General features: G+C 55.2%; 7 protein-coding genes. 4 read left to right on the top strand and 3 right to left on the bottom strand.

Translation table 11 applies throughout. The features are described from left to right. Nucleotides 1–38: 38 nt before the first annotated feature. Both Mal52_RS19650 and Mal52_RS19645 read right to left on the bottom strand, forming a co-directional pair. On the bottom strand, nucleotides 39–1,451 hold the full coding sequence (locus Mal52_RS19650) for a DUF1598 domain-containing protein (protein WP_145378198.1): 1,413 nt from the start codon (nucleotides 1,449–1,451) through the stop codon (nucleotides 39–41). Nucleotides 1,452–1,750: 299 nt separating this feature from the next. After that, complete coding sequence (locus tag Mal52_RS19645; RefSeq protein WP_145378196.1) at nucleotides 1,751–3,553, bottom strand: hypothetical protein; 1,803 nt, start codon at nucleotides 3,551–3,553, stop codon at nucleotides 1,751–1,753. 469 nt (nucleotides 3,554–4,022) lie between these two features. Between Mal52_RS19645 and Mal52_RS19640 the strand changes: the two genes are divergently transcribed. The 4 genes from Mal52_RS19640 to Mal52_RS19625 all read left to right on the top strand — a co-directional run bounded on the left by Mal52_RS19640 (nucleotide 4,023) and on the right by Mal52_RS19625 (nucleotide 11,787). Continuing rightward, entirely contained in the window at nucleotides 4,023–6,098 is a 2,076-nt protein-coding gene (locus tag Mal52_RS19640) for an FHA domain-containing protein (RefSeq protein WP_145378194.1), read from the top strand. Between the two features lie 48 nt (nucleotides 6,099–6,146). Then, a complete protein-coding gene (locus tag Mal52_RS19635; RefSeq protein WP_145378191.1) occupies nucleotides 6,147–8,975 on the top strand; it encodes an FG-GAP repeat domain-containing protein in 2,829 nt (942 codons plus the stop codon). Nucleotides 8,976–9,129: 154 nt separating this feature from the next. Beyond that, a complete protein-coding gene (locus Mal52_RS19630) occupies nucleotides 9,130–10,392 on the top strand; it encodes a thioredoxin family protein (RefSeq protein WP_145378189.1) in 1,263 nt (420 codons plus the stop codon). A gap of 114 nt (nucleotides 10,393–10,506) precedes the next feature. Beyond that, the gene (locus tag Mal52_RS19625) at nucleotides 10,507–11,787 is read left to right on the top strand and encodes an IS4 family transposase (RefSeq protein WP_145378187.1); all 1,281 of its coding nucleotides are present in this window, start codon (nucleotides 10,507–10,509) and stop codon (nucleotides 11,785–11,787) included. A 288-nt stretch (nucleotides 11,788–12,075) separates the two neighbouring features. Here Mal52_RS19625 and Mal52_RS19620 read toward each other — a convergent pair whose 3' ends face one another. Then, nucleotides 12,076–13,032 (bottom strand): amidohydrolase family protein, encoded by a 957-nt coding sequence (locus Mal52_RS19620; RefSeq protein ID WP_197534341.1) that lies wholly within the window; start codon nucleotides 13,030–13,032, stop codon nucleotides 12,076–12,078. Nucleotides 13,033–13,608: the final 576 nt, after the last annotated feature.

Here is a 13,608-nt window from a genome sequence, read left to right as displayed (position 1 = left end):
TTCTCGCCCCTGGTCCGTGGTGATGCTCCACCTGCCGCTCAATCCCACCACCAACGGCCCGCGGGGAGTTCCGCTTCTTCGGCAGCGGTTTGCTTTTCGATCAGGGATTCGTCACCCTCTTCGATGGCAACGGCCTCTAGCGTCCGGCGCGGATCGATCATCACGCCGCCACCCACCATCCCAATCAGCATCCGGCCACGAGTCCATTTGTAGGCAACTGATGTGGGGACATCGCGGGGAACGTTCCATTTGGCGACCGTGCCCCGTTGATCGTCGAGAAACAAGCTCATCGACCAGCCGATTCGCTCGGCCAATCCTTGCTTTTCGATCAACGCCGACACAGTGAGCAGATCGAACAACGTCTGCAATTCCGCGAAGGCTGGGACTGCGTCGGCCAGTTGGGGAAACTTTTCCGTGAAGTGGTTGGCGTATCGGTCGGTGCTGGCCGCTTTGGTTCCCACGCCGATCCGTTTTCCGTCAGCGGTCACGATTTCGTTTTCGGCGAAGAGTTGCGCGCGGGGGCCGGAGATTTTATAGGCATTGCCATCGTCGGAGGCTTGGAACGGTTCGTACAACGGCGCAAACCACCAGCGGTTGGCCATGTCGTCACCCGGTCCCACCATCGACAGATGCGTCTTGAAGCCTCTGACGCGCAGCCGCAATTGGCCGATGGAGATTTTTTTCATGAAGTAGTCGGCTTCGACCATCGTCCGTGCGAAATGACTATCCGGGGGAACACCCCAGATCGTCACTTTTTGATTGCCAAGGATTTTTGCCATTTGAGCAAACCGTTTTTTGCCGACGGAGGCGCTCGCCGCGCCACTGTGGGAGGCTTGGTACTGCTTGAACTTGGCCAGGTTTTCCGGACGGGCATCGATCGAGCAACCGACATCGTCGCCGCGTTTCACCGCGCGCAGAGCGACCATTAGATCGTCAAGCCGTAGCGGTGGGCGTCCGGTCGTTAGCCCCACGGTTCGTCCCGCTCCGTCTTCGGCAAACCCCTCTGCCGGCCCGGCAATCACGATGTCGTGCGATTCGGGAAACACAAAGACATAGTCAATACGTTGCAACCCGGCGAGGTATTGCATATCGGGCGTGACGTGCTTTTGGGTTTCGGCAAATTCGGTGCAGGCTTGTTCCAGTCGAACCAGCGACACCTTTCGCAGTGGGCTGAACTTCGTCAGATCTTCGGTTAACTCCTTACGGATCGCCGCTCGCCGTTGCTTGTTGAGCCTTTTGTTGCCCGGCACGATGATTGTTTTGACCAATCCATCGGCATCGACAGTGACCCCCGCGGCCGCACCGTCAGTGGCAGTTCCAGTCCCCGTCCCGGTTCCAGTTCCCGTCCCATTGTCCCCGGAGATTTGGGCAGCAGCGGGGCCTGCCATGGCAAACAGCAATGCGCAAGACATCGCAAGACAAACAGCGAGGCGAACCGGTCCACGAAACATGGGGGATTCCTTTGTGCTACGGACGTACAGAATCTTTAGATGATGCGCCAAGTTTTATTTAGCCATAGATAAAACAGATTCGCAGGCGTCAAACCGCAAATCCCCAAACCGACGGCTTGCCGTCGTGCACAGCGCTGCTTGCCGAGTACTGTGACCGAATGATTGGCGATGTAAAACACCTTGTAAAACCAAAACATCAGGGCGCAACAAGGCTTCGGCCCTGAAAGATTGTACGGAGACCGACGGCGGCCGATCACCGACAAACCGCAATATTTCCGAAGAATTCCACAAATTGTCGGCTACGGTTGCAGCAGATAACACTGCTGCAGGCGCCGCTCGATTTCTTGCGTGATTTCGCGATACTTGGCGCCCTCGATTCCGCCGAATTGGGACTGCAACTCCGCTTCTTGAAGTCCCTCGGGCAAGTCGGCGGCTGGGGGGAAAATGTCGTCGATCGTCACGCCGCCGGCGAAACGTTGTTGCATTTTCCTGGCTGCAGATTCATTGCGCGTGGCCGATTCGGCAAACAACGTCCCCGCACGGTCAGCTAGCAAATCCCCAAATGAAAACCCGCTCCCCCCGCCCGAATCGATTTCTTCTTTCAGCACGCCAATCATGTCGCTGGTCGCCTTGTCGGACATGACTTCCAGAGCAGCGCTCACACAAAAATGCTGTGTCCAGTCACCACGACCACGGATCGCAACGTTGCCGATTTTTTGGCGAGCAATGTACCATTGGCGGGCAGCATCCGGTGAACCGGCGAGATCTGCGACACGTCGGTGACCCAGCACGATCCCCAGAGACAACAGGGCTGCTTGATTTTCAAGGACCGGATCGCCTTCTGTCGAGCGTTGTTGTGCGAATCGAAACGCTTCAGTGGCGATGGCCACAAACCGCGCATCTCCTTGCGGGAGATTTCCGGCGGTCGAGACAATATTTTTCAAGTGGTCGCCGGTGGCAGCGATCAATTCGGGCGACATTCCCAATTTCGATTGAATCGCCGGTAACACTTTTTCGCGGATAGCCGTTCGATTCCCAACGAGCGTCACCTCAGCCTCGTCCACCTGCAGCCGTTCGATGGATTGGACGATATCGCTGATGTCGTCATCGAACTGCAAGCCGGACAAAATCGCACGCGACACATAGTCGCACGCCGATTGGGGACAACCCAGTCGACCCAGTTGTAACTCCTCAACACGCAGTTCTGGATGTCCCTCGGTCACATCGACCTGGGCGGATAGATGCGCATTGACGAAACGTTTGCCCACCAGTGGAATCGTAAAGCTAGGTGAGGCTTGGACGGTGACCGTTTCCGGTTCCAGACGCAGATCAACACGCGGATCGGTCCCCACTGCTTCCATACCCCAGGCAAACAGCGTTTTGACTTCGTTTTCGCTGAGTCGGAGTTGCCGCGTGTCGTTGGAACCGTCGGCACTGCGTTGGTGGACCGCTTGTTTGATCATGTCCATCAAACGTCGTTTTTCTGCAGCGGTCACAGCCACTTCTTGAACATCGAGCGGCTGATCATCGGTCGCGAGATATCCGACGACTAACAGGAAGACGCAGAACAAGAGCAGGTGGGTGAATGTCCAGGCACAGAGACGCATGATTCCTTTTTTGCCGCGCAATGTGGCCGAACCAATCGTCATGCCTGCCAAGCAGCCGATGACGGGAATCCAAAGTTGATCGCCGCCGGGCATGCCACCAATTTCCAGTCCCTGCACCGTTGTCGTCAAACCTAATCCGAGGATGAGTAGAAAACATTTCCGGCGAAACGAGGAGCGGTCCGCTCGCGGTTTGCCGGCGGCCCACATGACCAACAGTCCAATCAGAAAAAACTTGACCGCTTCGACAGCTGCGGCAGCGGCAAATTCTTGTAGCGCCGACAGTAATGCGGCGCGGCTTTCAAAATTCCAAACCACATCGGACGTTGCCGGCAGATGTTCGCCAATCCACGCGCGATACCACCACAGCGCGAACAAGTAGCCCACCAGCGCCGCTCGTCCAATCCAGCGGGCAATTCGTGGCGGACGGCGAATAATCTCCTTACGTCGAGCGACAATGTCGACATCGGCTCCCGGCTTTGTTTCAGTGGTCGGCATATTAGGCAGTTGACCCGTAAGCCCGTCATCAATGACGGGGCAATAGATGCTTGATTCAGTCGTGACCCGCAGGTCGTTGGTCGGAATTGTTCACCAGCGGAGCTGTTCAATCAACCCGCTCGTCACACATCCGCAGTTCAGTGGACCATGTCAGACAGCTTAGAAATGAGGCCTAGGCTGTGCAAATGTCGCCGAGTTGGGCAAATCTGACGAGGTGCCCGCACGATTATAGCACCCTGGAATCCTCTACGACGGACCGCGTTGTCTCAGTGAGCATTGATTCGCAATATTCTCATCGAGCACAGGTTTCGCTATGAATAATGGACATTTTCGTGGTAATGTGGGGATTCTACTCATTTGCCGCAACGGATGCTGGGTATTTGACTTCCAATGGGCCAATTTTTGATAGCTGAAGTTGTCTAGCGGTACCGGTTCTTCTGCGAAACCGCCGGACACTGGGTTGAATGTCATGTCTCAAAAAACACCGCAATTGCCGGATCAGCCAGCCGACGCCGCTGAAGAATTCGCACGACTCGTCATCCAGGCCGGCCAGGAGCGGGTGACCAAGGATATCCTGCGGTCGACGACGATGATCGGGCGATCGAAGAGCTGCAATATTCAGTTGGTCTCGCCGAAAATTTCGCGAAGCCACTGCGCCATTACGCTCGATGCGGGGCAGCTGCGCGTACGTGATCTGCGCAGCCAATGCGGCGTCAAGGTGAATGATGAACAGGTGGAGGTCGGCAAATTACACAATGGCGATCGATTGACCATTGATCATTTCGAATTCACGGTGGAAACCAATCTCGTCCCCACCGATGTCGCTGCGGCCCAATCGCTCAAGGATGACGCTCAGCGTTTGCAGCAAGATCGCAAAGAACTGGCGTCAGATCGGGCTGACTTAGAGAGCCAGCGTGAGAAACTGGAGGGCGAATTCGAGGAGTTGCGGCAACAGCGTCATCGACTCACGGATCGCACTGCGACGCTGGAAACGGACACGGAACAATTGCTGGCGGATCGTCAACAATTCGACGAACTGAGCCAACAGGCAGAGACCGACCGCGCGCAACTCGACAAGGCACGCGAACAACTGGATACGGATCGCAGCCAACTCGAAACCGACCAAGCCCAGTTACTAGCTGACTTGGATGAAATCGAACAAACGCGGAAAAAATTCGACGAGCAAACGGAACTCTTGGCGGCTGAACGGCAGGAATTTCTTGATCAACAAACAGCACTGGAGGCAGAACAAAAGCAGCTTCAAGTCCAAGCGGAGCAGCTTCGGTCGGAACGAGAGTCCCTAGAGCGGCGGATTGAGGAACACGAAAACCAACTGGGTGAGCATCAGGCCACGGACGCGGAATTTCGCAAAACACACGAAGCTCTCCTGCAAGAAGTTGCCGAACTGCGCGAATCGCAATCACGAATGTCGCAAGCCAAAGCCGATGCGGAACAGGCGCTATTGTTGCTGCGGCAGGAACGCGATCAATTGCAAAGCGATGCGGTCTCAATCGACGAGACGCAGCGGCAGGCCGCGGAACTGCAGGACGCACACGCTGCACTCCAGCAGGAAGCCGAGGAGTTGCGCGCCGCGCAACAGCAGTCGACCCAAGCCAAGGCCGAATTGGAAAAAACCTTGGCGTCGGTGCTGCGGGAACGTGATCAATTGCAGGGCAAGACCGTCTCGATGGAAGAGGCGTTGAGGCAAGCGGTCGATGGCGAACAGTGTCTCGCCCAGTCGATCGCACAGCAACAAACTGAGTTGGAACAACACCAGAAGGAACTGGAACAAATGAAAACGGAATTCGCACAACAATCCGAAGAACAGCAACATTGGCAAACAGAAGCGGCGCAGGCGGCCGAGACGATTGCTGAACTGCAATTGCAGTTAGAGACATTGACGACAGCCAACCAAGAGGAACTTGCGGCTGCGGAAAAATCGTTGGACGAACGGGAAGCAAAACTCGCAGCGCAGTGGTCCGATATTGAAACGCAGCGAGAAACACTTCAAGCCGAAGCGAAAGCGGTGGCAGCCCAGTCCCGGGAACTAGACGCCTTAAAGGTGGAGTTGGATGCTGAAATCGAGGCGGTTTCGCAGGAACAACAACAACTGGCTGCCGCGCGAGAGGAACTTTCCACAGGCCGCCGCGAATGGGAACGCGAATCCGCTACGGCCCTCAGCGGACAGGAAAGCGGCGCAGCGGCCAACGAGCAACAACAAGTTGCGACAGTCGAAAAATCCGTCGCCGAGTCGAAGCAACTCGCGAAACAACTTGAGGAAATCGCAGCACAGCGCAAGGCGCTCGAGAATCAGCAGAGCGAACTGCGTGAAGAACGCGCCGCGTTTGAAGAATTGCAGCAAAACTTTCGCGCCGAAACCTCGCGTGCCGAACCATTGCCCCGGCCCGATTGGGCGCCCCTGCGAAAACCAGAACAATCCCGCGGCGGGCGGATACTTGCCGTCATCCGATCCGTCGTACTCATCACAACCGCATTAGTTGCCGGGTATGCAGTGGTTTGGTTTCTGCAATCGCAGTTGAATTGATAACGGCCCTCCCCACCCGCCTTCCTCTCCTACAATCGAGACAACGGCATGCCCGTGGTTCGCACCTTCATTCTGGGGTCGCTGGTTTTCATGGCGACCGCACATGTCTGTCTGGTCTCGGCCGCTGCTGCGGAACCGGAGTGGCCGGGACAGTGGCCCTGTTATCGGCGGGATCGGTTTTTGACCGGCTTTGCCCCGGGGCAGGGGCGGATCACACAGCCGGAAATCAAGTGGCGGAAATTCCTGGGCCAGTGGAGCACACGCGTCGCTCTGCAGACAACAACTGCGGACCAGAACGCGGAGTTGGCGATTGACGATACGGCATTCTCGCAACCGCTGCCCGCTGGCTGGACGGTGCCGCCGACAACCTATGACCTTGGCGGCGACGGTCGCCAACAGCGGATTGATCTGCAAGGCCAACAAGCCACGATCTCTGATGCAGCGGGAAAGGTACTTTGGCAGCATACGTTTGAGCATCCCGTGGCGCAATATGTCGTCGGCCAGTTTCTTCCCGGTGAAGCTGGCTCGCAGGTCGTGTTTTGGGGTGTCAAGGCACGAGAGCGGGTGGTCTACAACGGCGGTTATTGTTTTGACTTCGCCGATGGATTTGACAAGCCACAGCAAGTTTGGGAGGTCGAGGTCGACCGCAATCCACAAGCCCCACAATTGCATGCCGCTGACATGGACGGAGACGGCGATGACGAAGTAGTACTTGTCACTTGGTACCGGGCAATTGTTTTCGACGGCCGCACCGGAGCGGTGCAAATGGAATGCGAAAACGCGGCGCATCGCAACTATGGTTACTCGCGGATCGTGAACGTCGATGACGACCCGTTTCCTGAGATCGTGATTCTGTGCGACTTCGTGCTGCACGTCGACTACATCGACAACGATGGCCAGAAAATGTGGAAGCCGTGGGAAGGGCAATACGAGTATTCGACCGCCCGTGATGAAATTCTACGTGTCCCGCATGATCCGATTGTCGATGTGGATGGTGATGGCGAGTTGGAAATGGTCTACAACCTGTTCAACATTCCGGCCGACGGCCATTGGCGAATGATTGTACGCGACATCAAATCGGGCCGGGAAGAATTGAGTCTGACCGATAGGTACGTCCACGACATTGTCGATCTCGACGGCGATGGAGCCGTGGAGTTGTTGTGCGACCAAGTCCCTTTGCGGCAGCGGACACTGTATTCGCCGATAGAAATCGCTCAGATTCGTGATGGCGAGTATCAAACCGTTCACGAATTCCCGCGCGGCCGTTGGCTGCGATACGCGCAGCCGCTGCCGGGCAACAGTCGTTCCATGGCGGTCGATGCGGCTTTGGCGGTAGCCCGCGGCGATGTGGATGGGGACGGCCAGCTTGAGGTCTTACTGAGCCTTGATGAGGATCAAAACCGCCGCGCGGAAACGCTCTTGGCTGTGGGGTTGGACACGGATGGTCAATTCGCTGTCAAATGGAAAGTCCAACCCCCCGAACAAACGCGCTTTGCAATTGAGCAGTTTCGCGATATCGATGGCGACCAACGGGCCGAGGCAATTGTGCAACTGGAACATCGGTCCGGAAAAATGACGAGCCAGGGGGCAGCGGCGACATTGGTTTCGCGACGACCGCAGAGGGGCCGGTTCTCGTTTCCCATTGCGGTCAACCTGGACAATACGCCCGGTGCGGAACTGTTGCTGCAAAACAGCCGAGAGGAAATTGTGGCGCTCTCCGCTCCGGATGCTGCGAACCAGTCTCCAAAGACGTTATGGACGCGGCCCGGTTGGGGGGAGCCATCGACCGTCGGATATAAGGGATCATGGCGCGGCCCGGTGGCAACCGATCTCGATGCGGACGGGCAGCCGGAGATTCTGTATCAAGATTGTTCACCAACCGATCTATGCCGGCTTGTGGTCTTGAACGCTGATGGGACGGAGCGTTGGACACGCACGTTTGACGAAGTTCCCTATGCCGACGAAGACAGTCGACTGGATCGATTTCATGCGGGGCGGTTCAACGACGACGATGTGTTGGATGTTTTTCTCACCTTTCACAACGCCGGCAAATCGAGCGGGCAAAGTCTGGCCTTGGATGGCAAGACCGGTCGCACGTTGTGGCATCGCAAATATGTCTCCGATTTGTATCCACCCGGCCAGCGGCAATTGTTTGAACCGAAGAACGATCGCGGATGTTTTCCGACCAAAGGCATGGTCGTCCACGATTTCAACGAGGATGGTTTCGACGACCTCTTATTTTTGGCCTTGGATTATATTTGCTTGATCAACGGACAGACGGGAATGTCGCTGGAGCCGACGCCGTTTTTGCATTCGGTGCTCAGCGACTCGTGGTGCGCTTATTGTTCCCCAGTCACCGTCGACGCTGATGGAGATGGCGTGCGGGAGATTTTTGCGTCGGCCAGTTTTGGCACGGTCGGTGCCCTCACGCTCGATTGGAAACCGCTGTGGAGTGTCCCCTCATCTTATCAAACCAACCCATTATCGCACGAAGCCTCAGTCGCCGATTTTGATGGGGACGGGCGTCTGGAGGCGATTGTGCTGGAACATTCCGGCGATTTCGTCGCGTATGACGTAAAGAGTGGTGAGGAAGATTGGCGAAATAAGTTCGAAATGACCAAGATCAGCGACCAGGCAGCGGCCGATATCAACGGCGATGGGTTGCCTGAGGCAATATTTTGCCGGAAAGATACGCTCATGGCGCTTAGTGGTCAGACGGCTGCTGGCGTGCAGAGAGTGCTCTGGACGCTAAAATTGCCCGGAGTGGGAGGGCCGCCGATTATTGCTGATGTGGATGGCGATGGCTTTTTGGAGATCGTCGTTTGCACGTCGGACGGGTTTGTGAACGTGATTGGGCAGTCAGACGAATCGAATTGACGGATTTTCCCCAATTTACGATAACTCCCAAAATTTCCCGATTTATTCCCGTGGCTGTGCCAGTGTGAACCCGATTACAACCGGCCAGGATGTTGATGCATACAATACCCTCGCTGCTTGCGTCATAATTAATATTGATTTGAGGAAATATAAAATGTTGTCCATGCGAGTTCTGAGACTGTTTGTTGCCACTGCGTTTGTCGCAGTCGGTTTTAGTTGTTTCTCCTTAATGGGTTGTGGCAGCGAGACTTCCGCTACGGACAGTTCCGCCAAAGACAATTCCAGCACGGAATTGGCCCCGAAAGGGATTTGGACGACCGACTACAAGGCTGCGTTGGCCAAGGCCAAGAAGGAAGGCAAGGACGTCCTGATCAATTTCACCGGTTCCGACTGGTGTGGCTACTGTATTGAACTGCAGGACAAAGTGTTCCAGTACAAAGATTTTTCTGACGGAGCGACCAAGGATTTTGTCCTGTTGGAAGTCGATTTCCCCAACGATCAGTCGCGCATCACGCCTGAAATCCAGGCGCAAAATAATAAATTGCAGCAGAAGTTCTCGATCGAGGGCTTTCCAGCGATTTTGCTGGTTGATGAACAGGGACGACCCTATGCCCGCACCGGGTATCAACCGGTGGGACCGCAGAAATACGTGGAACATTTGAGCGAATTCACCGATTTGCGTAAGAAACGCGACGCAGCCTTTGCCGCCGCTGGCAAACTCTCAGGTATTGAAAAGGCCTTAAAGCTGGATGAAGCGCTGAAGGACATTCCTCCGCAATGGATGTTCACTTCCTATGCGGATGTCGTCGAGGAAATCGTCAGCTTAGATGCGGACAACCAAGCGGGACTGCGTAAAGAGTATGCGGATCAGTTATTGATTGCAAAATTGCAAACGAAGTTGAAAGAGATTCAGACGCTGCTCCAAACAACCGGCAATGTAGACGCCGCCTTGAAAAAGGTCGACGAGATCGACAAAGAATTCGCAGGCTTCGCCCCCGCCCACGAGGTTGGCATTCGTTTCCGTTTGCAACTGTTGCAGATGGAGGAACGGAATGATGAAGTGCTGAAACTGGCGAATTCGCTGTTGGAAGACAAAGCGATCCAAGGCGATCTGCGTCTGCCGATTCTCAGCGCCAAATTGCAAGCCTTGGTTCAATTGGAAAAAATTGAAGATGCTTTAGAAGTCACCGGTCGCATGGGGCAGGAGTTCTCCAAGGATAAGCATCTTTCAGCGCGAATTCTGATTGCTCGTGCAGACTTGCTTTCCAAGCTCAAACGGAATGACGAAGCGCGAGAATCGCTTAAAGAAGCACGGGTCTTGGGGGGCAAACAATTGGAGGCCACCATCAATCAGGTCGAAAAGCAGATCTTTAGTAATGCTGAAGAAGGACCTGATTTGAAAGCCCCTGCTAACTAACGCATCGACAATTTTATGAACGTGTGTGCCACTGGCTCTGCCCAATACTGTCCGGGAAATTATTAACGAGATCTTAACTTGCGCCAAGTGTGATGATTTGTTATTTGTTTTCGTATGGCAAACGAGCGAAGCAATCATCAATCGGCGGTGGACCGGGAATGGCCGGTGCAGGTGATTGGTGGAAAGTACGTCCGATTGCTCGCTCGGTACCTGCAAAAATTGCGAGATGAAGACGCACACGGGAATCGACGATTGTATCTGGACGATGTGTTTGTCGCCTACCTGTTGGCCTTTTTCAATCCGTCTATCCGTTCGCTTCGAACCGTGGAGGATTTTAGTCAGACGCGGCAAGCCCAACAGCACTTGTCGGTCCGGAAAATCTGCAAAAGCACTCTATCCGATTTCAACAAAATTGCTGACCCGCAGCGGCTGGAGCCAATTTTACAAGCACTGCGTTGTCAGCTGACTCGCAAGCACCGCAGCCGCTCAAATCCTGCGGACGGTCTTTCCGAGATGCTTGAGCGGACGGTCGCGGTTGACGGAACATTTATTCCCGCAGTCGCTGAGGTCGCCTGGGCGATTGCCAACTCGAACAATCATGGAACAACACGTCATCGAGCGCGGTTGGATGCTCGTTTGAACGTAGCAACCTGGCTTCCCGAAGCACTTGTGGTTCCCGCTGTGGGCCAAAGTGAATCGGACTCGGCGATTGAGCATTTACAGGAAGGTTGCATTTATCTCTACGATCGCGGCTACATGAGTTTTGCGTTGCTTGCGGCGCATTATCACAAGCCGCATACCGAAAAGGCCGTAGTGAAATCCTCGTTCGTTGTGCGTTTCAAACCAGCGGCAGGTAATTCTTCGGACTTGAAAGACGCGACCGATTGTCCGCTCAGCGATGCCGACCGTGCTGCGGGAGTCGTCAGCGATCGTGTCGGCAATTTCATCTCGGCCACTGCGCGTCGCACCGGTATCTCGCGACTCAGGCTGCGCGAAGTGATCGTTACCTATGAAGAACAAGGACAGCCAAAAACACTGCGTTTGATCACCAATTTGCACGACGTTTCCGCAAAGACCATCGGACTTCTCTACCGTCATCGCTGGCAGGTGGAATTATTTTTCCGCTGGTTCAAATCGTTCGGCAACTTCGGCCACTTGATCAGCCACCAGCGCGAAGGCGTCTTGGCTCACCTGTACGTGACGATCATCGCTGTGCTGCTGATGTATCTGCACACAGGGTATCGCCCCAGCAAATACCTATTCGCATTGGTCAGCCAAGTGGCGGTCGGCGGCGCCACACTCGACGAAATCATGCCGATCCTCCAAGAGCGAGAACGCCAAAATGAACTGGCTCGCCAATCAGCCGCACGAAGGCGTGCGAAAAAAGGGCGGTGATTAAATCCAGGGCCGCAGTGCAAGCGTTGCGACGCCCGCGCCCCCACATGCGCCGGCAACCCCCCGAGTAGCCGGTAAAGCCGCGCCCCCCTATCCCAGCCCCCCCCGCCAACACAAACACATATCAACGACTTGCCCCCAACCCATTTCCCGGACAGTATTGGGCTCTGCCAGTGTGTCGTGAGTCTCACACCGAATTGAAGTTGCACTGGCGGAGCCAGTGGCACCCAGCTGACGTCTAAAATTGTGCGCGCCGACTAGTTCTTTTGTGACAGCTCGGTGCGTTGGTTATCCCAGACGGAGCAGTCGGGCGGCGTTGCTGTGGGCGATTTTCTCGCGTGTTTTGGGTTCGACATTGAAGGTACGGAACAGGTCGAATTGCGGAAACGATTCTTGCGTCAGATCATAGAAGTCGGTCCCAAACAGCAACCGGTCCGCACGGCGCCGCAAAAACGCGCTGCCGAATTCGCGGTCGCGTAGCAAGGCATGTGCGCCGCTGGAAGAGAGGTCGCCGTAGAGATTCGGATAGCGGTCCATCAACGCATCGATGGCGCCGCCCGGAGCGACCGGACCGGCGGGATAGCCGACATGCAGGTCAGGCTGCGCCAATCCACCGGCGATCGAGGCCCACCAGCCTTTGCCGTGGCCGATCATCACCAATTCGGGAAATGTTTTGAGCACCTTTGCCAATCCCGGCAGGCCCGGTTTGTCCATGTTGGCCCGATTGTCGAGATGAAACAGTACCGGCAACTTGGCAGCGGAGCAGGCTTCGTAGAGTTTCATGTTCAGCGGATCATCGATGTCCAGCAGGGCTTTGTGTTCACCGAATCCCCGTGCGCCGGCATCGATGTAGCGGTTGAGCATGTCGACGACTTGTTTGGTTTCGGGCAGATGGGTGCCGAGGGTCCGTGGGTCGATCGCACAAAAGGGGATCAGGCGGTCGGGATGCCGCGCAGCTTCGGTAATCACAAATTCACTGGTGACCGGATACCAAAAGGCCTCGGGCGAGACCAACGGCAACACGGCAGCACGTTCGACGTCGTGAGCGTCCATCCACCGCAACAGCACGTCAGCCGTCACCGGTCCTCGTTCGCTGCCGAACCAGCGATGGGTCAAATGCACGTGGATGTCCAAATAGCGGGGAGATTTCTCAGGCTGCTTTTCAGCAGCAAACAACGTCGGCCCCGCCGCTAGTGCTGCTGCTGTGCCGGCAAGAAAATCGCGACGGGAAATCGTGTGCGGCATGGTTGGAGTTCTCCACAGGGTGGCGATGGTATACGGCAACCTCGTTGAGAATAGCATACGCGATCAGCAGGGTGCTCGCCAAATAACCGATCCCAAATCAGTTAGAAACGGCAATAAATCGATTGCAGTCCAATACATTGCTAATGTGGTTTCGATGCATCGCGTTTGGTCGCAATCGCAGGAAATTAACCACGAAAAAAGCGAAAGACACGAAAATGGACTTAGCGTTTTTCATCCCGTCTTTCAGATTTGAGTTTGACTTCAGCGCCGGAAGTCTCTGTCGCTTTCGCTAAGGTTTTCTCTGTGTTTAAGTGTCTTTCGCTTTTTTCGTGGTTAGTCTTTTTCGCAGACTGAAAATCCGTAAGTGTCAGAAAGATTGGGTACGCGAGAAGAGGGCGAAAACAAATTTCCATTTTTGACTTCACGGCATCATTGTGAGTTCCTCTGAAGGAATTGAAAATATTTCCAGCTGCCTATCGTCTAACTCGTGTCGTTTGTTTTTTTGTGGTTCGTAACTTTCCGCCCCAGAGTCACTAGTGGGAACTTAGGCAGTATGGTTGCAACGTTGTGGTGGAA

The sequence above is a fragment of the Symmachiella dynata genome (genome assembly GCF_007747995.1).
Classification (GTDB): Bacteria; Planctomycetota; Planctomycetia; order Planctomycetales; family Planctomycetaceae; genus Symmachiella; species Symmachiella dynata.
Note: the sequence above shows the minus strand (reverse complement) of the source record. Positions and strands in the feature narration are given on the sequence as shown.